This is a genomic window from Primorskyibacter marinus, assembly GCF_003313245.1.
GTDB lineage: Bacteria > Pseudomonadota > Alphaproteobacteria > Rhodobacterales > Rhodobacteraceae > Primorskyibacter > Primorskyibacter marinus.
The window spans coordinates 138,533-160,095 of sequence record NZ_QJSD01000003.1; the positions used below are offsets into that span (position 1 = coordinate 138,533).

21 protein-coding genes are annotated in these 21,563 nt (G+C 61.5%); 12 read left to right on the top strand and 9 right to left on the bottom strand.

What is annotated here, in order from left to right; all coding sequences use genetic code 11:
* The first annotated feature begins 18 nt into the window (after window positions 1–18).
* Window positions 19–1,947: a 1-deoxy-D-xylulose-5-phosphate synthase gene (gene dxs, locus DMZ65_RS07455; protein WP_116598277.1), complete on the top strand. Its 1,929-nt coding sequence runs from the start codon at window positions 19–21 to the stop codon at window positions 1,945–1,947.
* Window positions 1,948–1,950: 3 nt separating this feature from the next.
* Here the strand turns inward: dxs and DMZ65_RS07460 are convergent, their stop codons facing one another.
* Together DMZ65_RS07460 and DMZ65_RS07465 are read right to left on the bottom strand one after the other, a co-directional pair.
* Window positions 1,951–2,559: an exopolysaccharide biosynthesis protein gene (locus tag DMZ65_RS07460; RefSeq protein ID WP_116598278.1), complete on the bottom strand. Its 609-nt coding sequence runs from the start codon at window positions 2,557–2,559 to the stop codon at window positions 1,951–1,953.
* Between the two features lie 28 nt (window positions 2,560–2,587).
* Window positions 2,588–3,454 carry an SDR family oxidoreductase gene (locus DMZ65_RS07465; protein WP_116598279.1) on the bottom strand — a complete coding sequence of 289 codons (867 nt, stop codon included), beginning with the start codon at window positions 3,452–3,454 and terminating at the stop codon, window positions 2,588–2,590.
* A gap of 202 nt (window positions 3,455–3,656) precedes the next feature.
* Between DMZ65_RS07465 and DMZ65_RS07470 the strand changes: the two genes are divergently transcribed.
* Window positions 3,657–4,130, top strand: coding sequence for a transglycosylase SLT domain-containing protein (locus tag DMZ65_RS07470; protein ID WP_438942706.1), 474 nt, complete (start codon window positions 3,657–3,659; stop codon window positions 4,128–4,130).
* A 9-nt stretch (window positions 4,131–4,139) separates the two neighbouring features.
* Here the strand turns inward: DMZ65_RS07470 and DMZ65_RS07475 are convergent, their stop codons facing one another.
* Window positions 4,140–4,895, bottom strand: a complete 756-nt coding sequence (locus tag DMZ65_RS07475; protein WP_116598280.1) for a class II aldolase and adducin N-terminal domain-containing protein — start codon at window positions 4,893–4,895, stop codon at window positions 4,140–4,142.
* 143 nt (window positions 4,896–5,038) lie between these two features.
* Here DMZ65_RS07475 and DMZ65_RS07480 point away from each other — a divergent pair, with 143 nt between their 5' ends.
* Both DMZ65_RS07480 and DMZ65_RS07485 read left to right on the top strand, forming a co-directional pair.
* A complete protein-coding gene (locus tag DMZ65_RS07480; RefSeq protein WP_116598281.1) occupies window positions 5,039–6,523 on the top strand; it encodes an AMP nucleosidase in 1,485 nt (494 codons plus the stop codon).
* Window positions 6,524–6,655: 132 nt separating this feature from the next.
* Window positions 6,656–6,943, top strand: coding sequence for an HU family DNA-binding protein (locus tag DMZ65_RS07485; RefSeq protein WP_084351508.1), 288 nt, complete (start codon window positions 6,656–6,658; stop codon window positions 6,941–6,943).
* 188 nt (window positions 6,944–7,131) lie between these two features.
* Here DMZ65_RS07485 and DMZ65_RS07490 read toward each other — a convergent pair whose 3' ends face one another.
* Together DMZ65_RS07490 and mutY are read right to left on the bottom strand one after the other, a co-directional pair.
* On the bottom strand, window positions 7,132–8,280 hold the full coding sequence (locus DMZ65_RS07490; protein ID WP_116598282.1) for an alkane 1-monooxygenase: 1,149 nt from the start codon (window positions 8,278–8,280) through the stop codon (window positions 7,132–7,134).
* A gap of 58 nt (window positions 8,281–8,338) precedes the next feature.
* Window positions 8,339–9,385, bottom strand: coding sequence for an A/G-specific adenine glycosylase (gene mutY / locus DMZ65_RS07495; RefSeq protein WP_116598283.1), 1,047 nt, complete (start codon window positions 9,383–9,385; stop codon window positions 8,339–8,341).
* A gap of 91 nt (window positions 9,386–9,476) precedes the next feature.
* Between mutY and DMZ65_RS07500 the strand changes: the two genes are divergently transcribed.
* The 3 genes from DMZ65_RS07500 to DMZ65_RS07510 are packed head-to-tail and all read left to right on the top strand — an operon-like array spanning window position 9,477 to window position 11,765.
* Window positions 9,477–9,983, top strand: coding sequence for a DUF721 domain-containing protein (locus tag DMZ65_RS07500; protein ID WP_116598284.1), 507 nt, complete (start codon window positions 9,477–9,479; stop codon window positions 9,981–9,983).
* Window positions 9,984–10,005: 22 nt separating this feature from the next.
* The gene (locus tag DMZ65_RS07505) at window positions 10,006–10,644 is read left to right on the top strand and encodes a DsbA family protein (RefSeq protein WP_116598285.1); all 639 of its coding nucleotides are present in this window, start codon (window positions 10,006–10,008) and stop codon (window positions 10,642–10,644) included.
* Window positions 10,641–11,765 (top strand): CaiB/BaiF CoA transferase family protein, encoded by a 1,125-nt coding sequence (locus DMZ65_RS07510; RefSeq protein ID WP_116598286.1) that lies wholly within the window; start codon window positions 10,641–10,643, stop codon window positions 11,763–11,765. The genes DMZ65_RS07505 and DMZ65_RS07510 overlap by 4 nt, the downstream gene beginning before the upstream one ends.
* Window positions 11,766–11,891: 126 nt before the next feature.
* On the opposite strand, the gene DMZ65_RS07515 is transcribed toward DMZ65_RS07510, so the two are convergent.
* A complete protein-coding gene (locus DMZ65_RS07515) occupies window positions 11,892–12,551 on the bottom strand; it encodes a histidine phosphatase family protein (protein ID WP_116598287.1) in 660 nt (219 codons plus the stop codon).
* Between the two features lie 190 nt (window positions 12,552–12,741).
* Here DMZ65_RS07515 and DMZ65_RS07520 point away from each other — a divergent pair, with 190 nt between their 5' ends.
* Together DMZ65_RS07520 and DMZ65_RS07525 are read left to right on the top strand one after the other, a co-directional pair.
* A complete protein-coding gene (locus DMZ65_RS07520) occupies window positions 12,742–13,641 on the top strand; it encodes a homocysteine S-methyltransferase family protein (protein ID WP_116598424.1) in 900 nt (299 codons plus the stop codon).
* A 154-nt stretch (window positions 13,642–13,795) separates the two neighbouring features.
* On the top strand, window positions 13,796–14,443 hold the full coding sequence (locus DMZ65_RS07525) for an RluA family pseudouridine synthase (RefSeq protein ID WP_116598288.1): 648 nt from the start codon (window positions 13,796–13,798) through the stop codon (window positions 14,441–14,443).
* 97 nt (window positions 14,444–14,540) lie between these two features.
* Here DMZ65_RS07525 and DMZ65_RS07530 read toward each other — a convergent pair whose 3' ends face one another.
* Window positions 14,541–15,989, bottom strand: a complete 1,449-nt coding sequence (locus DMZ65_RS07530) for an aldehyde dehydrogenase family protein (RefSeq protein WP_116598289.1) — start codon at window positions 15,987–15,989, stop codon at window positions 14,541–14,543.
* Window positions 15,990–16,124: 135 nt separating this feature from the next.
* Between DMZ65_RS07530 and DMZ65_RS07535 the strand changes: the two genes are divergently transcribed.
* Both DMZ65_RS07535 and DMZ65_RS07540 read left to right on the top strand, forming a co-directional pair.
* Window positions 16,125–16,778 (top strand): peroxiredoxin, encoded by a 654-nt coding sequence (locus DMZ65_RS07535; protein WP_116598290.1) that lies wholly within the window; start codon window positions 16,125–16,127, stop codon window positions 16,776–16,778.
* Between the two features lie 123 nt (window positions 16,779–16,901).
* On the top strand, window positions 16,902–17,942 hold the full coding sequence (locus tag DMZ65_RS07540; RefSeq protein WP_116598291.1) for a succinylglutamate desuccinylase/aspartoacylase family protein: 1,041 nt from the start codon (window positions 16,902–16,904) through the stop codon (window positions 17,940–17,942).
* Between the two features lie 288 nt (window positions 17,943–18,230).
* Here DMZ65_RS07540 and pnp read toward each other — a convergent pair whose 3' ends face one another.
* The gene (pnp, locus tag DMZ65_RS07545) at window positions 18,231–20,375 is read right to left on the bottom strand and encodes a polyribonucleotide nucleotidyltransferase (RefSeq protein ID WP_116598292.1); all 2,145 of its coding nucleotides are present in this window, start codon (window positions 20,373–20,375) and stop codon (window positions 18,231–18,233) included.
* 378 nt (window positions 20,376–20,753) lie between these two features.
* On the opposite strand from pnp, the gene DMZ65_RS07550 reads away from it, so the two are divergent.
* The gene (locus DMZ65_RS07550; protein ID WP_116598293.1) at window positions 20,754–21,215 is read left to right on the top strand and encodes a universal stress protein; all 462 of its coding nucleotides are present in this window, start codon (window positions 20,754–20,756) and stop codon (window positions 21,213–21,215) included.
* On the opposite strand, the gene rpsO is transcribed toward DMZ65_RS07550, so the two are convergent.
* Entirely contained in the window at window positions 21,190–21,459 is a 270-nt protein-coding gene (gene rpsO / locus DMZ65_RS07555; RefSeq protein ID WP_116598294.1) for a 30S ribosomal protein S15, read from the bottom strand. The two genes, DMZ65_RS07550 and rpsO, sit on opposite strands and share 26 nt — an antisense overlap.
* Window positions 21,460–21,563 lie beyond the last annotated feature (104 nt).

Below are 21,563 nucleotides of genomic sequence, written 5' to 3' on the forward strand. Positions count from 1 at the left end.
GCCTCCGGAGGCTCCCCAATGTCGCCGAACCCTGAAACGCCGCTTCTGGATCGTGTTCACGCGCCGGCCGATTTGCATCATTTGTCGGATGCGGATCTTGCGCGTCTGGCAACGGAACTTCGTGCCGAAACGATCTCGGCTGTGTCGCAGACCGGCGGGCACCTTGGTGCGGGTCTGGGCGTGGTCGAACTGACCGTGGCGCTGCATGCCGTATTCGATGCGCCGCGCGACAAGATCATCTGGGACGTCAGCCATCAATGTTACCCCCACAAGATCCTGACCGGGCGACGCGACCGCATGCTCACGCTGCGCCAGAAGGACGGGCTGTCGGGGTTCACGAAACGCAGCGAAAGCCCCTACGATCCGTTTGGTGCTGCGCATAGTTCGACGTCTATCAGTGCCGCGCTGGGATTCGCCGTGGCGCGCGATCTGGGCGGTGCCTGTGACACTGGCCATGGTGACGCGATTGCCGTGATCGGTGATGGCGCGATGAGCGCGGGCATGGCCTATGAGGCGATGAACAACGCAGGCCACCTGAAAAAGCGCCTGATCGTCATCCTGAACGACAACGAGATGAGCATCGCGCCCCCCGTCGGGGCCATGTCCACATATCTCAACCGGCTTTATACCGAGGCACCGTTTCAGGATTTCAAACAGGCCGCAAAAGGCGCCGTCAGCCTGTTGCCGGAACCGTTCCGCGAAGGTGCCAAGCGCGCCAAGGACATGCTGAAAGGCATGACCTTGGGCGGCACGCTGTTCGAGGAGTTGGGCTTCAGCTATATCGGGCCGCTGGACGGGCATGATCTGGGCCAGCTTCTGCCGGTGCTGCGCACCGTCCGTCAGCGCGCCACCGGGCCGATCCTGATCCATGTGCTGACCAAGAAGGGCAAGGGCTATGCCCCGGCAGAGGATGCATCGGACCGTGGCCATGCGCGCGCCAAGTTCGACGTTGTCACAGGCCAGCAGAAGAAATCCCCCTCCAACGCGCCCAGCTATACCAAAGTGTTTGCCGAGGCGCTGTTGCAAGAGGCTGCCGATGATCCGCGTGTCTGCGCCGTGACAGCGGCAATGCCCGATGGCACCGGGCTGGACCTCTTTGCCGAACGCTACCCCAGCCGCTGTTTCGACGTTGGCATTGCCGAACAGCATGGCGTGACCTTTGCAGCCGGCCTTGCGGCGGGCGGTATGCGGCCGTTCTGCGCGATGTATTCGACATTCCTGCAACGTGGTTACGATCAGGTCGTGCATGACGTGGCGATCCAGCGTCTTCCGGTGCGGTTTGCCATCGACCGCGCGGGGCTGGTCGGGGCAGACGGTGCCACCCATGCGGGCAGTTACGATGTGGCCTATCTTGCCAATCTGCCCGGCTTTACCGTCATGGCCGCGGCCGATGAGGCGGAACTGAAGCATATGGTCGCCACCGCCGCCGCGCATGACGAGGGGCCGATTGCCTTCCGTTATCCACGGGGTGAGGGCACTGGCGTCGAGATGCCGGAACGCGGCGAAGTGCTGGAGATTGGCAAGGGCCGGATGATCCGCGAAGGCAAGGGCGTGGCGATCCTGTCCTTCGGCACGCGTCTGTCCGAAGTCATGTCGGCCTGCGAGGCGCTTGGCGCGCGCGGAATCACGCCCACCGTGGCAGATGCCCGCTTTGCCAAGCCGCTGGACCGGGCGTTGATCCTGCGTCTGGCCGCAGATCACGACGCATTGATCACCATCGAAGAGGGCGCCGTGGGCGGCTTTGGCAGCCATGTCGCACAGCTTTTGGCCGAAGAGGGCGTGTTCGACAGCGGTTTGAAATATCGCTCCATGGTGCTGCCGGATGTGTTCATCGACCAATCCTCCCCCGCGGATATGTATGCCACGGCTAAGCTGAGTGCGGCGGATATTGAAGCCAAGGTGCTGTCGGTTCTGGGGGTGGGCGCGATCCGGTCGGACAGCGCCTGAGCGCTACTGCGCCGCTGCCATACCCGCACTGACGAGGGTGACGGCAACAGCGACGACAGCGGCGGTAAACACATAGCCTGCCGCCACATAGATGCCGTCTCGTGTGACCATGCCGATGCACAGCAGTGACACGGCGAAGGCACCGATGCTGGTGACCATCGGCAGCAATTCAAGCGGTGGCCAGGCGGCGGTGATCAGAATGATGATCACCAATGCGACCTGACGAAACGGCGATCTTGTCAGCATCCGCAGCCTGTCGCCCGTGTGTCGGTCAACCCAGCGCGCAGGTTTTTCCAGCCAGGTCAGCGCGCTTTGCAGCTTGGCGACCGACAGCCGTCTTCGCATCAGAAAATCCGGCAGCCAAAGGTGGTCGCGCCCAAAAAGATCCTGCACGGCGATCAGCATGATCAGAAGGCCACCCAAGGTGGGCAATGTCGGGATGCCTGAAAGGGGCGAGACGAGGATCAATGCGGGAATCAACATCAGCGGGGCAAAGGCGCGTTCCCCGATCTTCTGGATCAGATCGCGGACTGACATGCTGTCGACGTCGCCTTCGGGCTCCAACGTGTTCAGCAGCGCGGTGAGCGTCTGGCGAGAGGCCGTTTCAGTCATGCAAGGTCTCCCGCAAGTGAAGAAGCGGTCAGCGGCTCTGCTCCTCTGCCTTCAGAAGTGCCGCCAAGCCGCTGCGATAATCCGGGTATCGAAGGCAAACGCCCAGTTCGGTCTTGATGCGGTCGTTTCGGACCCGCTTTGATTCAGCATAGAAACTCCGCGCCATGGGGCTGAGTTCCGCGTCCTCAAAAGGAATGGGTTTCGGCACCTCCATGCCCAACAGGCCCGCCGCATGGGCGATCACGTCCTGCGGCGGGGCCGGGTCGTCGTCGCACAGGTTGTAGATGCCACCCGGACGCGGCGTCGCGATGGACGCGGCAAGGGCTTGCGCGATGTCGTCGACATGAATGCGGCTGAACACCTGTCCGGGCTTGATGATCCGCCGTGCCGTGCCCGCGCGCACCTTGGAGAACGGGCCGCGACCGGGGCCGTAAATGCCGGCAAGCCGGAAGATGTGCAGTGGCAGACCGGGAATGGCGCTCCAGCCCGCCTCGGCCTGTTTGCGCCAGCGGCCGCGCCGGGTTGACGGGGCAAGGGGCGTGTCCTCGTCCACCCAGCCGCCTTGATGGTCGCCGTAAACGCCTGTCGTGGACAGATACCCGACCCAGTCGAGCCGCGCCGCTTCGGCCGCGAGTGCCGAGGCCAGCGCGCGCAGGACAGGGTCGCCATCTGCGTCCGGAGACACGGAGGACAGGACATGCGTTGCCTGCGCCAAAGCCTGTGTCAGATCCTCTCCCGGCCAGACCAGCGCTTCGATCCCGTCGGCCTTCAGTCGCGCGGCTTTTTCCGCGCTGCGGGTGGTGCCGATGATGCGCCATCCGCCCTGCGCAAGCAGAACCTTCGCCAGCGCCTGCGCACTATAGCCGTGACCGATGGAAAGAAGTGTGCGTGTCATGCCGGGCAAGGTGGGCCGCTGATGGCAAAATGGCAAGGGCAACCCCCGCGATCCGATGCGTCGTTTTGCCATTCGCCGTCTTGGCCAAAAAACGCTTATGCCGCGCGCTTTCGGCGCAAATCTGCCGCTGCGGGCGCGGCGTGCTTTGCCGGGCAGGAATTTCACGCTAAGCGGAGCGGGATCAACAAGCCATGAGCTGACCATGTCCCGCATCCCCAGCCTTTTGCTTTTAACGATGTGCCTCGCCCTAGCTGCCTGCGCCAGCCCCTCCGACCAGATGTCTTTTGCCGCCGCGTCCAAGGCACCGCCGCTCTATCCCAACGAAACACCGGAACTGCGCGAACTTATCAATGAATATGCCGACCACTATGACGTGCCGCGCCCATTGGTGCACAGGGTGGTCATCCGCGAAAGCACGCACCGTCCCGGCGCGCGCAACGGGCCTTACTACGGGCTGATGCAGATCCTGCCTGCCACGGCGCGTGGCATGGGGTTCCGCGGCCAGAACGCGGACCTTCTGGATGCCGAGACCAACCTCAAATACGCGGTGAAATACCTCCGCGGCGCGTGGATGCTGTCCGACGGCAGCTATGACACTGCCGTCAAATGGTACTCGCGCGGATATTACTACGAGGCAAAGCGCCAAGGCATGCTGGAAGAGACGGGCCTGCGCTGAACGCACCGCCTAATGCGCGTAGTCTGACCCTTCATCGTCCAGAATTGCCTTCAGTTCTGCCAGGTGGCGCAGATCCTGTTCCGGATATTCTTCGATCTCGCGCGCCGTTTTCTCGGCGATCTCGTCGGATAGCACGCTGAGCGGTTGGCCGGTTTGCAAGGCGCGGATATAGGTCTCGGCCGCGCGTTCGAAGTAGAACAGCCGGTTGAACGTGTCGGCCACCGTGTCGCCGATCACCATCACGCCATGGTTGCCCATGACCAGCACTTTCTGTTTTGGATCGCACAGCAATTCGGCACAGCGCGCGCCCTCATCCTCAAACGCCAACCCGCCATAATCACGGTCGATTGCGTGGCGGTTGAAGAAGGTGGCGCAGTTCTGGTCGATCGGGGGCAGGCGCGGGTCTTTCAGGCAGGCAAGCACCGTGGCATGGATGGAATGCACATGCATGGCGCAGCGCGCGTGCGGGCAATGCCGATGCAACCCGCCATGCAGCCCCCAGGCGGTGGGGTCGGGCGCGTTAGGCCCGCTTAGCGTGTCGGGGTCATCGGCATCCACCATGATCAGATCGCTGGCCTTGATACGCGAGAAATGCACCTGGTTCGGGTTCATCAGGAACCGCTTGCCATCGTCGGACACGGCCAGGCTGAAATGGTTGGACACGGCCTCGTGCATGTTCAGCCGGGCGGTCCAGCGAAAAGCGGCGGCAAGATCGACACGTTCTTGCCAGTGATCAAGGTTGGGGCGCAGGTCGGGCGCGTGCATGGCGGTCTCCTTTAGGCATGTGTTTGCGGCGCAGTCTGCGTCAGGGAGGCTTGATTGGCCAGAGCTTGCCGTGATGCTGCCGCTTGATCCCCTTGCCGGTTGGTGTCAGGTTGCGGCAACAACGGCCAAGGGGCGCAGAAGCGATGCAGGATCAGGGCAACGGAATCGATTTGGTGACGCCGGATCTGCCAAAGGCAGAGCTTTTCAGCGATGCGCAGGCGGCGGTGGATCGGCTGGTCGAACTGTATACCGGTGCGGCGGACTTCCTTTGCGTGCGTTTTCGCGAAGCGATGGAGACAGGCCATCCGGGCTGTCGGTACCGGGCCTTTTACCCCGAGATCCGCATCACCACCACCACCTTTGCCAAGGTCGACAGCCGCCTCAGCTTTGGCCATGTCGCCTCGCCCGGCACGCATGCCGCAACGATCACCCGCCCGGATCTGTTTCGGCACTATCTGGAGCAGCAGATCGAGTTGCTGACCCAGAACCACAAAGTTCAAGTTCAGATCGGTGTGTCCGACACCCCGATGCCGGTGCATTTCGCGGTCGCCAGCGATCAGACCATCACCGTGCCCCAGGAAGGGGCGGCGGATTTCATCCTGCGCGATGTGTTCGACGTACCGGATCTGAGCACGACCAATGACGACATCGTCAACGGCACGTTCCTAGCCAAGCCAGACGGAACAGAGCCATTGGCGAATTTCACGGCGCAGCGTGTGGATTACAGCCTTGCGCGGCTGGCGCATTACACCGCGACGGACCCAGCGCATTTCCAGAACCATGTTCTGTTCACCAATTACCAGTTTTATGTCAGCGAGTTCGAGGCCTATGCCCGCGCGCAGCTTGCCGACCCCGCCAGCGGATACACGGCGTTTGTCAGCACCGACAATACAGTTATCACGAAGGCCGATCAGCCGCTGCCGCCGGCTTTGAAGATGCCGCAGATGCCGACCTATCACCTGAAACGGGCGGATGGGCAGGGAATCACGCTGGTCAATATCGGCGTCGGCCCGTCAAACGCCAAGACTGCGACAGACCACATCGCCGTGCTGCGCCCGCATGCGTGGATCATGGTCGGTCACTGTGCCGGGTTGCGCAATTCGCAGTCGCTGGGTGACTTCGTTCTGGCCCATGCCTATCTGCGCGAAGACCGTGTGCTGGACGATGATCTGCCGGTCTGGGTGCCGATCCCCGCGCTGGCCGAGATCCAGATCGCGCTGGAAAGCGCCGTGGCCAAGGAAACCGAAATGGACGGCTATGACCTGAAGCGGGTGATGCGGACCGGCACCGTTGCCAGCGTCGACAATCGCAATTGGGAGCTTCGCGATCATACCGGTCCGGTGCAGCGTCTCAGCCAGTCGCGGGCCATTGCGCTGGATATGGAAAGCGCCACGATTGCGGCTAACGGCTTTCGCTTCCGCGTGCCTTACGGAACCTTGCTATGCGTCAGCGACAAACCGCTGCACGGCGAGTTGAAGCTTCCCGGAATGGCCTCGGATTTCTACAAAACCCAAGTCGCACGGCACCTGATGATCGGAATCCGGGCTATGGAAACATTGCGCGAAATGCCGCTGGAACGCATCCATAGTCGGAAATTGCGGGCGTTTGACGAAACAGCCTTCCTTTAACCTAGCGTAAATCGGCTAAAACCGCACTATTTTTGCCAGTTTTGTGCCACTATTCGTTGTGTTGCCCCGCAAGATGAAGTTAGATATGCGCCACGAGGCCCAAGACGTCGGGCGGATAAAGGAGACCATGAAATGGCGAAACCCATGACAAAGACCCAACTCGTCGCCGCCTTGGCCGATGAAATGGATACTGACAAGAAAGCTGCGGGCGCAGCGCTGGATGCGGTGTGTGCATTGATCACCCGCGAAGTCGCAGGCGGCGGTGCCGTGACCCTGCCGGGCGTTGGCAAGATCTATTGCCGCGAACGCCCCGAGCGTATGGTGCGCAACCCTGCGACCGGTGAACAATTCAAGAAAGAGGCCGACAAGGTGGTCAAGATGACCATTGCGAAGGCTTTGAAGGACAGCGTCAACGGCTGATCCGCCGGACCTGTTTGCACGCAAGACCAAGGGGGCGCATTCGCAGCCCCCTTTTTCGTGGCGCGATGTGATGATGTCATAAGATGCACGGCGCGCGGGGTGGTCCGAAGCCGACCGCTTTTGCCACCGCTATTTCGACTCGGCCTTCACGTTTGTCGGTCAGGCTCGCGGTTATCGCACTGGGACAGTTATCTTGGCATCGGATTTCGGGCCTTGTTGTAGGGCTCCCAATCGGTGATTTCGGGGTAGTAGCGCACGCGCCATTCCCGGACACGCGGGTTCATGATCCGTCGCCAGAGCGGTGGTATCATCGCGACCATGGTCATGACCGGATAGCCAAAGGGCAGTTGCGGCGCATCGACCCCGGAGTGGTTCTGCAAAAGAGGAAAGCGCCGGTCGGGTTTGTAGTGATGGTCTGAATGGCGTTGCAGGTTGATCAGCAGCCAGTTCGAGGCCTTGTGCGCCGCATTCCACGAATGGCGCGGTTTGACATGTTCATACTTGCCGTCGCCCAAATGTTTGCGGGTCAGGCCGTAATGTTCGATATAATTGACCAGTTCCAGTTGCCAGATCGCGACCCCGGCCTGCACCAGGAACAGCCCCAAACCCAGCCAGCCACCCAGCAGCGCCGCAAGCGACAGCATCGCGGCTTGAAGCGCCCAATAGCGCCAGAACGGGTTGGCACGGTCTGTCCAGGGTTTGCCTTTACGGGCCAGCATCGCCTTTTCCGCGCCGAAGGCAGAGCGCCAGCATTGGCGCAGGACACGCGGATAAAAGCGGTGAAAGCCTTCATTGTAGCGCGCCGTCACCGGATCACGCGGCGTGCCGATATAGCGGTGATGCACCAACAGATGCTCTGATCGGAAATGCGAATAAAGCACCATGGCCAGCAACAGATCGCCCAGCCAACGTTCCCACCGGGCCTTTTGATGCATCAGCTCGTGGCTGTAATTGATGCCGACTGTGCCGGTCATCACGCCCACCCCGAAGAACAGCGCAATCTTCTCGCCGCCCGACAGGTGGTCTGTGCTTGCGGCGTACCAGATCAGCGCAAATAGCGAGATGAATTGCGCAGGCACCCAGATCAGCGTGACGAGGCGATACCAGAACAGGTCAGCGTCGGACGTCTCCGGATCCGCGTTCTGGCTGTTCAGTCCGAAGGCCACATCCAGCGCTGAAAACAGGAACCATGACGACACGGGCGGCAGGATCAGCCACCACCCGCCTTGCGTTGCGGCCAGCCAGACTATCGGGATCAGCGCAAGCGAAAGCCAGAACGGCAATGCACGGCCGATCTTTGCCACCTCGGATGCTGGGAGTGTCGTCTGATCGGTCATGCCAAGCCCCTTGTCGCGCCAAGTCTAGCGTCTGGATACGGTCGGGCAAAGGCCCGGATCATGCATCTTTCGCAAGGTCAAACGCCTTGCGCATGACTGTTGGCAGGTCGGTCGGGCTGAAATCTGGCAATTCCACGAAGTCGCCGCGCAAGGGCGCGCGGTCCATTGGGACCAGCGCAGTCTTGACGGTCAGACGCAGGTGGAAATGCGTGAACGTATGGCGCGCCTCGGCTGGCACTTCACGCCATTCCGCGCGAATCGGCGGATCCTCTTGCGGGGCCTCGCCCCAATCCGAACCGGGCCAGCCCAGCATTCCGCCCAGCAGACCCTTGTCGGGCCGCCGTTCCAGCAGCCAGGCACCATCGACGCGCCGCGCCAGATAGGCGATGCCCAGCCGGGTGGGTTTGCGTTTTTTGGGCAGTTTCTTGGGGAGGTCTGCTGCGGTGCCTGCCTCCCACGCGGCGCAGGCCGTTCGCCAGGGGCAGATCCCGCAGGCAGGTTTGCGCGGGGTACAGATCGTGGCCCCCAGATCCATCACCGCCTGCGCATAATCGCCGGGCCGGTCCTGCGGTGTCAGCGCAGTGGCCATCTGGGTCAGGATCGGTTTGGCAGTGGGCAGTGGCGTGTGTTCGTCATGCAGGCGCGCCATGACGCGTTCGACATTTCCATCCACCACGGTTTCGGGCAGGTCAAATGCAATCGCCGAGACAGCCGCCGCCGTATATGGTCCGATGCCGGGCAGGGACAGCAGCCCTTCGCGGGTATCGGGAAACACGCCTGCGTGATCTTCCGCGACGGCGCGCGCGCATTTCAGCAGGTTCCGCGCGCGCGCGTAATAGCCAAGCCCGGCCCAGGCGGCCATGACATCTGCATCCTCGGCAGCGGCCAGATCGATGACCGTGGGCCAGCGCGAGGTAAACACCTCGTAGTAGGATTTTACAGCCGCGACAGTGGTTTGCTGCAACATTACCTCGGACAGCCAGATGCGGTAGGGATCGGGGCGGACGCCTGCGCGCCGATCCGACGGGCTGATGCGCCAGGGCATCCGCCGTGCGTTGCGGTCGTACCAGTCAAGCAGGTCGTGCACCGGGGCAGGATCACGCAAACTTTAGCCTCCTTCAGGCGGGTAGGGCAGAACGGGGCTGGTATGCGCCGCTCGGCCCACTACAATAGTGTCGAGGCAAGGGATTCAAGGCATGAGCCAACGCAACACCAGCACTTACGGATTCGCGCGCACATCGTCCTTGTTGCGCAGCCGGATCAGCAAGGCCAGCGAAAGCCGCGGTTTTGCGCAATCGCGGGTGCTGACCCATTGGGCCGAGATCGCCGGCGAGGATGTCGCCGCGATGTCCCGTCCGGTCGAGATCAGCTATGGCCGTGGCGGCATGGGCGCTACACTGACCTTGCTGACCACGGGCGCGCAGGCTCCGATGCTGGAAATGCAGAAGGAAACCATCCGGGGACGGGTCAACGCGGTCTACGGTTTCAATGCCATCGCGCGGATCCGGGTCACGCAAACGGCGGCCACCGGGTTTGCCGATGGTCAGGTGCAGTTTGCCCATGCGCCCAAAGCCGCGCCCAAGGCACCCGATCCGACCATCACCCGCGCCGCCGCAGAGACTGCGGACGGTGTCGCTGACGAGGGGCTGCGCGCCGCTCTCGAACGGCTTGGGCAGAATGTTCTGTCCCGGCCCAAACGCTAAAACACCAAACTGGAGGTCACGCATGACCCGTATCCTTTCCACCGCAGCCGCTGCGCTGTTTCTTGCAACCGCCGGGCTTGTCGCCGTTCTGCCCGGCGCGACACGCGCGCAGACCGCAGCCGAAGACCCCCAGATCGAGATTGTCGAAATGGTGCAGGGTGCCGAGGACGCGCCGGTGACCCTGATGGAATACGCATCCTTCACCTGCCCGCATTGCGCCAACTTTCACGAGGGTCCGTATAAGCAGCTCAAGAAAGACTACATCGATACCGGCAAGGTCAAGTTCGTCTTCCGCGAGGTCTATTTCGACAAATACGGCGTCTGGGCGTCGATGATCGCGCGTTGCGCGGGGCCAGAGAAATTCTTCGGCATTACTGAGCTGATGTTCAAGGGCCAAAGCGAATGGGCCCGTGCGGGCGGCGATGGGGCCATCGCCGGAGAGCTGCGCAAGATCGGTTTGCTGGCTGGCATTGAAAACGATGCGCTTGACTCCTGCCTGAACGATGCAGGCAAGCTGCGTGCGCTGGTTGCGTGGTATCAGGAAAACGCAACCGCCGATGATGTCAGCTCGACGCCCACGCTGTTCATCAATGGTGAAAAGCACCCCAACATGAACTACGCAGACCTGTCGGCCCTGCTGGACGAAGCACTGGCGGAATGAGCGTTTCGGCCCCCAACGGGCCGCTGGCCGGTCTGAAGGTCATCGAACTCGCCCGTATTCTGGCCGGCCCCTGGGCCGGTCAGACGCTTGCGGATCTGGGTGCCGACGTCACCAAGATCGAGGCTGCGTCCGGCGATGACACCCGCGCTTGGGGCCCGCCTTTCATCGACCGCGAAGGCGAGCTTACAGCGGCCTATTTCCATGCTTGCAATCGCGGCAAATCCTCTGTCGTGATTGATATTGCAAGCGCCGATGGTCAGGCGGAACTGCGCGAATTGGTCAAGGATGCCGACATCCTGATCGAGAATTTCAAGGTCGGCGGTTTGGCGAAATACGGGCTGGATTATGCCAGTCTTTCGCAGGTCAATCCCGGCCTTATCTATTGTTCGATCACCGGTTTCGGGCAGGACGGTCCCTATGCGCACCGGGCGGGCTATGACTACATCATTCAGGGCATGTCCGGTCTGATGTCGATCACCGGCGATCCCGATGGCCAGCCGCAGCGCGCGGGCGTGGCGATCACCGATCTGTTCACCGGGTTGTATTCGGTCACCGGCATTCTGGCGGCGCTGCACCAGCGCGGCCAGACCGGCAAGGGACAGCATATCGACATGGCGCTTCTGGATTGCGCGGTGGCTGCCACGGCGAATCAGGCAATGAATTATCTCGCGACAGGTACGTCGCCGGGGCGCATCGGCAATCTTCATCCCAACCTGACGCCCTATCAGGTGTTTGATTGTTCGGATGGTCATATCATCATCGCCACCGGCAATGACGGGCAATACCGAAGGCTTTGTGCGGCGTTGGGATTGGACGCGTTGGCCGAAGACCCTGCCTACCTGACCAACGCGGACCGCGTGCAAAACCGCGAGGAACTGACCCGGCACCTGACCGAGGCGACGCGCCGTTTCGACAAGCTGTCCCTGCTGGCGGCCTGCGAGGCTCAGGGCATACCGGCGGGCCCGATCAACGACATGGCCGAGGTCATGGCCGACCCCCAGGTCCAGTCTCGCGGTATGCAGATCGCACCCGATGGCATACCCGGCATCCGCTCGCCCTTCCGCTTCTCGGATGCCGATCTGGCGCTGGATCGGGCCTCGCCAAAGCTGGGCAAGTCCTGACGGACGGCCGACTGTAATCACCGAACCCGTTTAGTGCGGACCAGATGGCGCGACGCAAACGCATCATATTCGTGGCGACGCAGGTGCAAGACGCATGAACAGCAGAAGGCTGGGCGTAGGCAGACCCTAAAGATGCGTCTGTGCAAACTGGCGATCAGGGGTTTCCAGATGCGGCGTCGCGTTGAACTGTGTCAGCGCAAGACCGGTGGATAGCGGCTGCCACGCATGCAGCGACGTGTTCTTGATGGCCAGACAGGCATGCGAAAACGCCGCCATGTCCAGCCGCATCGTCACCCGCATTGCCATGCCGATCAGCCCGCCCGAGGTCACGACAATGGCCCGGCCGTCACCTGCGGAGATCTCGTGCAGCGCTTCACCGACGCGGTTTTCGAAATTGTCAAAGCTCTCCGGCGCGCCCTTCAGCATGCCATCTTTCCACGCCCCGAAAAGCTGTGGCAGGTGGTCAATGAACCGTTCGCGGTCCTCTGGCACCGTTTGACCGTGCTGTTCGGCAAATAGCTGCGCCATGGTGAAATATTCCAGCTCGTTCAGGCGCGGATCGCGGATTGTTTCCGCGACACAATCAGGGTCGATCCCCTTGTTGGTCTCGACATGCCGCGTCAGCGTCCCGGTATAGCTGCGGGCAAACCGCTCGCCCGATCCGCGCAGATGCGCGCCCAGCCACCGGGCTTGCTGCCAGCCCAGATCGCTCAGCCGATCATAGTTGCGTTCGTCGCGGGCGGCGGTGTTGGCCTGACCGTGCCGGATCAGAATGACATGCGACATATGGGTGCTCCGTTTCGTTGCGCTGACGCAATAGGGGAGCGTCGCGCGGAAGGGAAGGGTGGCAAAGGAATCCAGTTTCCGTTTGCGTCCCCACGGTCCGCCGGTGTTATGTCACACTCAGCAATCCGTCATGTTGGTTGTGGGTTGCGCTGTCAGCCCGGTGTCGGAACGCGTCCATAAGGAAAGTGCCATGAAACAGGATGTAACGCTTCTGGATGGCTCTATCGGGCAAGAGCTGGTCATTCGTTCGGCCGAGCCGCCAACGCCTTTGTGGTCTACCTCTGTCATGGCCGACCATCCGCAGCTTCTGCGAGAATTGCACGATGCGTATTTCAATGCGGGTGCCACCGTGGCCACGACCAACAGCTACCCGGTCGTCGCCGACCGTCTGCGCGCGGCGGGGATAGAGGATCAGTTGGACGCCTTGCTGTACCTTGCGGGCGGCACGGCAGCGGCGGCGCGCGATGCTTATGGGGCAGGGCGCGTGGCCGGTGCGTTGGGGCCACTGGCCGCGTCCTACCGTCCGGATCTGTGCCCGCCTGCGGCAGAGGCAGCAAAGGCGTATCGCCCCACCGTCGCGGGACTTGCGCCTTTCGTGGATCTGTTCATCGCCGAGACCATGTCATCGGTCGATCAGGCCGATGGGGCGCTGCGCGCGATTGCCCGCAGCGGCAAGCCCGCCTGGCTTGCGTTGAGCGTGATGGATGAGGACGGCACGCGCCTGCGCTCTGGCGAGCCATTGGAAGAGGTGGCACCGATTGTCGTTCGCCACGCCCCGCAGGCCGTGTTGATCAACTGCACACGGCCTGAATCCGTGGCCCCCGCGCTGGAAATCCTGCGTGGATTCGGCACGCCGTTCGGTGCCTTTGCCAACGGCTTTGTGCGGATCACGGAGGCGTTCCTGCAAGACCGCCCGACAGTGGATGCGCTTCAGGATCGCGTGGATCTGACACCCGCCGCCTATGCCGATTTTGCCATGGGGTGGGTCGATCAGGGTGCCAGTATTGTCGGCGGCTGCTGCGAGGTTGGTCCTGCCCATATCGCAGAGCTGGCCATGCGGCTGCGTACCGCAGGACACCGCATCGTTTGACAGAGAAATGATAATGCCCCGTGCATTTTTGACACGCTGACGCATTGGGGGCAGGACACAGGTTGTGAGGATGCAGGTGAACAGCGGCGTTATTCCGTGGGGCTGTTGACGGTGCCGCTGGACGCTGCTGACCATGCGCAGTAAGCACACGGCCATGGCCAGCGATTACACCCCCCCGACCGATCCGCTAAATATCCTGCATGAAGATCATCAGATCCTGGTCGCCGACAAGCCAGCGGGCCTGCTGTCTGTGCCGGGCAAGGGCGAACATCTTGCTGACTGCCTGCTTACCCGCTTGCAAGAGGCCTTTCCTCAGACGCTGCTGGTGCATCGGCTGGATCGTGACACCTCGGGCGTCATGGTATTTGCGCTGACCCCGCATGCGCAACGCCATCTTGGGCTGCAATTTGAGAAGCGCCAGACGAAAAAGACCTATCTGGCCCGCGTCGCCGGACGGCTGGAGCCAAAAACCGGCACGATTGACCTGCCAATCGGCGTTGACTGGCCAAACCGTCCGCGCCAGATGATCGACCATGAAAACGGACGCAATGCGCTGACCGATTGGCGGGTGGTGCGGGCAGATGATACCGAAACCCGCGTCCACCTGATGCCCAAGACGGGGCGGAGTCACCAATTGCGGGTGCATATGTTGTCGCTCGGCCACCCGATCCTTGGCGATCCGCTTTATGCCGCTGACAGCGTTGCAGAGCATTCCCGCATGATGCTGCATTCCGAAGAGCTACGTCTGCGTCATCCCGAAGGCGGCATCGGCATGAAATTCCGCAGCCCGGCACCGTTCTAGGCACGGCCTGCTTGTGGCGCGCCTTTGTCCTGCACGGTCCCTGACGCCGTCGCCGCGTAGGACGGGGGCATAACCCCCGTACCGGAACGCGAGTCGTTTATTCGGCAGCGTCGTTGGACCAGCCCCCGACGGCTTTGACCTCCAGGAAATCCTCGATCCCCCAGACGCCGCCTTCGCGGCCATTGCCGGATTGCTTCATGCCGCCAAAAGGTGCCCCGGCACCCCGGCTTTGGCCGTTCATCTCGACCATGCCGGACCGAAGCTGCCGCGCCAGGCGGTTGGCGCGTGTGCCATCCTGCGTCTGGACATAGTTGGTCAGACCGTAAGGCGTGTCATTGGCAAGACGAACCGCGTCTTCTTCGGTATCGAACTTCATCATCGACAGGACCGGGCCAAAGATCTCTTCGCGGGCGATGGTCATGTCGGGCGTCACGTCGGCAAAGACGGTGGGGCGCACGAAAAAGCCCCGGTTCATGCCATCGGGCCGTCCCGGTCCGCCTGCCACCAGCCGTGCACCTTCGTCGATGCCCTTCTGGATCAGATCCTGGATCTTGCCGAACTGGGTCTCGTTCACGACCGGCCCGATATGGCGACCCTCTTCCGATGCAGGCCCCACGGTGACGTTGTTGGCAACCTCTGTTGCGGTTTCGACAGCGCGATCATAGGCGGAGGCCTCGACCATCATCCGGCTGGGCGCGTTACAGCTTTGCCCGGTATTGTTCATCATGTGCAACACGCCGCGCTTCACGGCCGTCTCGTCCGCATCGGCGAAAATCAGGTTGGCACCCTTGCCGCCAAGCTCCAGATGCACGCGCTTGAGCGTATCGGCGGCGGATTTCGAAATCAGCTTGCCCGCGCGGGTCGAGCCGGTGAAGCTGACCATGTCCACATCCTCATGCGCCGAAAGCTGAGAGCCAACGCCCGCGCCATCGCCATTCACAAGGTTGAACACGCCTGCCGGGAACCCGGCCGCATCCACCATCTCGGCAAACAGCAGTGCGTTGAGCGGGCTTTCCTCGGACGGCTTCAGCACCATCGTGCAGCCCGCAACAGCCGCAGCGACCACTTTCAGCGTGACCTGGTTCATCGGCCAGTTCCAGGGGGTGATCAACGCCGCCACGCCCACCGGTTCATAGATGATACGGTCGTTCGGCGATTTGTCGTTGAGCTTGCGGACGAAATCGAATTCCTTCGCGGCCCGGATGAAATTCTGGGTGTGGAAGGTTCCCGCGCCAACCTGTTGGCTGCGCGCCATGTCAATCGGCGCGCCCATCTCGACGCTCATGGCCTGTGCCATTTCTTCCGCACGGTCGTTGTAGATCTCCAGCAGCTTCTCGACCAACGCGATGCGCTGCGCGGGATCGGTGGCCATCCAATCGGGAAAGGCAGCCCTGGCGGCGGCGACGGCGGCATCGGTGTCAGCCTGCCCCCCCAGCGAGATCACCGCGCAGGGTTCCTCGGTCGTGGGGTTGATGACCTGGTGATCGCGGCCTTCTTTCGGGTCTACCCATTCACCGTTGATGTAGAATTGTCTTTTCTCGATCATTGCTTGACCTCCTGATTTTCCGCGGCACTCTGTCACTGCAAGACATAACCCGCAAGCGGCCGGTTTTAACCCGGCTGCGGATAAATATATCATTGCTACAACGTTTCGCCTTCACACCCGCAAAGGAGTTTCCTCATGGGCTTGCGCATCAACGATACAGTGCCTGATTTCACAGCAGAAACCGATCACGGAACCATTCAGTTCCATGACTGGATCGGTGACAACTGGGCAATCCTGTTCAGTCATCCCAAGGATTTCACCCCGGTCTGCACGACCGAGTTCGGGGCCGTTGCTCAGCTTGCCGAGGAATGGGAAAAGCGCGGCACCAAGGTGATCGGCGTGTCCGTCGATGGCGTCGAAGAGCATAAGGGCTGGAAGAAAGACATCGAGAAGGTCGCGGGCACCGATGCCGGGTTCCCGATCATCGCCGATGAGGGGCTGGAAGTGTCCAAAGCCTTCGACATGCTGCCTGCCGAGGCCTATATGCCCGATGGCCGCACCCCGAATGACAGTGCCACCGTGCGCGCCGTCTTCATCATCGGACCGGACAAGCAGCTGAAACTGTCGATGACCTACCCGATGAATGTGGGCCGCAACTTTGCCGAAGTGCTGCGCGCGCTGGACGGGTTGCAGACAGCGGCAAAGCATACGGTCGCGACTCCGGCCAACTGGAATGTCGGCGATGACGTCGTCATCCCCACCAGCTTTGACGAGGCTGCCGCGAAAGAGAAGTTCGGAGAGTTCAAGACCGTCCTTCCCTATCTGCGCATGGCCAAGACACCGAGCTAAACCAAGTGTGACCTGACCGGCCCGAAGCGCGCAGAGAAGCACGCTTCGGGCTGTTTTGTATTGTGATTGCGGCATCGCCCTGATTCTATCCTCCGACCGATTGGGCCCACACGGAGGAACGCAATGACACGCGACAGCATGCAGCTTGGCGATGCGACGATCGCACCGGGAACGCGCCAGACGGTGGATCTGCCGGTCAGCGTGTTGTCGGATCACACGCCGGTCAATATGTCTGCGCATGTCATTCACGGGCGCAAGGATGGTCCGGTGATGTTCGTGTCGGCGCTGGTACATGGGGATGAGGTGATCGGCGCAGAGATCGTGCGTCGTCTGTTGCGCGCGGCCCCGGTGCAACGTCTGTCCGGCACGCTGATCGCGGTGCCGATCGTGAACGCATACGGGTTCATTTCGCAATCGCGCTATCTGCCCGACCGTCGCGACCTGAACCGCTCTTTTCCCGGCCATTCCGAAGGATCACTGGCCGCGCGACTGGCGCATCTGTTTCTGACCGAGATCGTTCAACGCTGCGATGTGGGCATTGACCTGCATTCTGCCGCTGTGGGCCGCACCAACCTGCCGCAGATCCGTCTGACGCCCGGCAATGACCGGCTGCGCGAATTGGGCGAGGCTTTTGCCGCCCCGGTCACCATGACATCGAAACTGCGCGATGGTTCGCTGCGGCAAGAGGCAGAGGCGCTTGGCGTTGACGTGTTGCTATACGAGGCGGGCGAGGGCCTGCGTTTTGACGAATATGCCGCGCGGGCAGGGGTGTCCGGCATCCTGCGGGTCATGCACAGGCTTGGCATGGTCGGGGCAAAAGGCGTGCCCCGTGCACGACGCCAGCCCGTCTATTGCGAGCGGTCAAGCTGGTCTCGGGCACCTATGGGCGGTTTGCTGCGGACGTTGAAGGCCAGTGGAGACTATGTCGAAGAGGGCGCGGTTCTGGGTCTGATCTCTGACCCGTTCGGCGAGGCCGAGACCGAAGTGATCGCCGATGCGCCGGGCATCGTGATCGGCCGAACCAACCTGCCGATTGTCAACGAGGGCGACGCGCTGTTTCACATCGGATTGGCGAAGAAGATCGCCCATGCCGAAGCCGCGTCGCAAGGCATTGCCGAGACGATGGACGCAGCACCGCTGTTTGATGAGGACGAGATTATCTGAACGCGCGGAGGTGGATTTAAGACGACCAGCAAGCCGATATTCATTGTTGTGGAAGTGTTTGGCCCCGGCGTGCCTTCCGGGACCAATGGCGCGCCCTTCCCTTGGGTGGAAGATTGCGCCGGTATCCTGCTGAGTGTTGGCAGACAACATGGCAGCATTTTCGAACATGAGTTCTGCCCCAACGTTGCGATGATTTGGTTAGCAAAGGGTTAGAAAACCGCATCCGTCGATGCAAAAAGGCCCCGGTTTTTCCACCGGGGCCTTTCGTGTCACTCAAACGGAGCGGCTTCAGCCGTCGGCGTTTTCGTTCTTTTTCTCTTCGACGACCTCTTCGCCGGTTTCCTGATCGACCATCTTCATCGCCAGACGCACCTTGCCGCGATCGTCAAAGCCCAACAGCTTGACGAACACTTCCTGGCCTTCCTTCAGAACGTCCGAAGGATGGTTCAGGCGGCGGTTTTCGATCTGGCTGACATGCACAAGGCCGTCACGCTTGCCGAAGAAGTTCACGAAGGCACCGAAATCGACGATCTTCACGACCTTGCCCTTGTAAACCTTGCCCTCTTCCGGCTCTGCCACGATCGAATGGATCATGTCATAGGCTTTCTGGATCGCTTCGCCATTGGGCGATGCGATCTTGATGATGCCGTCATCGTTGATGTCGACCTTGGCACCCGACACTTCAACGATCTCGCGGATAACCTTGCCGCCGGACCCGATCACTTCGCGGATCTTGTCGGTGGGGATCTGCATGGTCTCGATGCGCGGCGCGTGGACAGAGAATTCCGCAGCACCGGTCAGCGCCTTGGACATCTCGCCCAGGATGTGCATCCGGCCGTCCTTGGCTTGCGCCAGGGCTTTCTGCATGATCTCGGGCGTGATGCCCGCAACCTTGATGTCCATTTGCAGCGACGTGATACCGTTTTCAGTACCCGCAACCTTGAAGTCCATGTCGCCGAGGTGATCCTCGTCGCCAAGAATGTCGGTCAGGATCGCGTAAGAGCCGTCATCCTCAAGGATCAGACCCATCGCAACGCCGGCAACAGCCGATTTCAGCGGAACGCCCGCATCCATCATCGACAGCGAGCCGCCGCAGACCGACGCCATCGAGCTGGAGCCGTTGGATTCGGTGATCTCCGACACGATACGGATCGTGTAGGGGAAATCCGTCGCGGCAGGCAGAACCGCCTGAAGCGCGCGCCAAGCCAATTTACCGTGGCCAATCTCACGACGGCCCGGTCCGGACACGCGGCCCACTTCGCCCACCGAATAGGGGGGGAAGTTGTAATGCAGCATGAAATTCGACTTGTAGGTGCCGTGCAGCGCGTCGATCATCTGTTCGTCGTCGCCGGTGCCCAGCGTGGTCACGACAAGACCTTGCGTCTCACCACGGGTGAACAGGGCAGAGCCATGCGTCCGCGGCAGGAAACCGGTTTCGCTGACAATCGGGCGGACGGTGTCCAGTGCGCGTCCGTCGATGCGCTTGCCTGTCTTGACGACATCGCCGCGCAGAACCGACGCTTCCAGCTTTTTCAGCGCGGAACCGAGGTTCGCATCCTCAAGCTGCTCTTCACTCAGGGCCGCCTTGATCGCGTCCTTGGCATCGGCAACGGCTGTGGTGCGTTCCTGCTTGTCGGTGATCGCATAAGCGGCACGGATCTTGTCCTCGCCCGCCGCCTTGATCGCAGCATAAAGGTCCGAGTAATCCGGTGCCTGGAAGTCGAACGGCTCTTTTGCCGCCTCTTCGGCCAGGCTGATGATCAGGTCGACCACCGGCTGGATCTGCTCATGCGCGAAAGTGACGGCGCCCAGCATTTCCTCTTCGGACAGCTCATAGGCTTCCGATTCCACCATCATCACGGCATCTTTGGTGCCGGCAACAATCAGGTCGAGCCGCTGCTCGGGATTGTTGCGCAGGTTCTGCATGTCCTCGACTTCGGGGTTGAGGATGTAATCGCCATCCACATAACCCACGCGGCAGCCGGCAATCGGGCCCATGAACGGCGCGCCGGAAATGGTCAGGGCCGCAGAGGCCGCGATCATCGCAACCACGTCGGGGTCGTTGACCAGATCGTGGCTAAGGACGGTGCACATCACCAGAACTTCATGCTTGAAGCCCGGAACAAACAGCGGGCGGATCGGACGGTCGATCAGGCGCGCGGTCAGCGTTTCCTTCTCGGTCGGACGCGCTTCGCGCTTGAAGAAGCCGCCGGGCACTTTGCCCGCAGCGTAGTATTTTTCCTGGTAATGCACGGTCAGCGGAAAGAAGTCCTGACCGGGCTTGGGCGCCTTTGCGAAGGTGACGTTGGCCATCACGCTTGTTTCGCCCAAAGTGGCGATGACCGTGCCATCCGCCTGACGGGCAACCTTGCCCGTTTCCAGTGTCAGCGTTTCCTCGCCCCACTGCATTGATTTCGTCGTTACATTAAACATATATCGTTTCCTGTAGGGAGCACTCCCGGCCCTCCGGGTCTCCCGATTGCATAGCGGCCCCATTGCCGCCGACCCCATCATCATCGCATGCGCCAGGGTCAGGGCGTCACGTCTCAGATGCGCGGGCCATACATCAAGCGAGGCTTGATGGGAAGGGTTCATCGAAAGAGAGGCTTCAAAGGGCTTTGTGTCAGGCGCGGCGTGACAAGGATTGGGGCGGCATTGCCAACTACACTTGTCCGCTGGCTGGTTTCATGCGGTCGCGCTATGAGCATCTGCAAAGCTCGCAGTCAGAAGGTTCTGTATGCGTTTGATCCAGCGCAAGCTTCTGTAGTGCTTTGCCAAGGCGTATAATCAGCGAGTCGCTGGAGCCTGCCAATGCATGAACGTATCGATGCGCTTGGCAAGCCGGTTATGGAAAAGGCGCAGGCTTGGGCCAAGGACGCCGGGCACGAAGCGGACGCGACCAGTCTCCTGACCGGTGACACGACCGAGTCCATCCTCGGTTACGCCGAGCAGAACGGCGTGGACCTGATCGTTTCGGAAAGCCGTGGTCTTGGAAACCTCCGCGGCCTTCTACAGGGCGAATATCTCGCAGTAGCTAACTGCGCATTCGTCCTGTCCCGTTCTGACGGTCAGATAAACGATCTTGTGCAGATGTCGGAACGGCGGTCGGATGGGGTTTTTATCGCCGTTTTGATGCCACGCCTGACTTTCGGGGGGCGCTGTCAAGCAAACGCCCGCGCGGCGGCGGGCGTTTCCAATAGCAAATCCAGATTACGTCCGCTCGGCGAAGTGCCGACGGGGGCGTGCCTTAGCGGCGGATGCCCAGACGCTTGATGAGATCCTGATAGCGGGCCTCGTCCTTGGCCTTGAGGTAGTCCAGCAACTTGCGGCGCTGTGCAACCATCATCAGAAGGCCACGACGCGAGTGGTTATCCTTCTTGTGGGTCTTGAAGTGCTCGGTCAGCGTGGTGATGCGCGAGGTCAGAATGGCAACCTGTACTTCGGGCGAACCGGTATCGCCTTCCTTGGTCGCGTATTCTTTCATCAGGCGTGTTTTTTCTTCAGCAGTGATCGACATCGGGGTCTCCTTTAGGGTTTGTGTGAATGGCGCGAGCCGGGATGTCGTCCAGCAAGGCCCGTGGAGCAGTTTCGCCCAGACAGATGCCGGGGCGAATGCGCGCG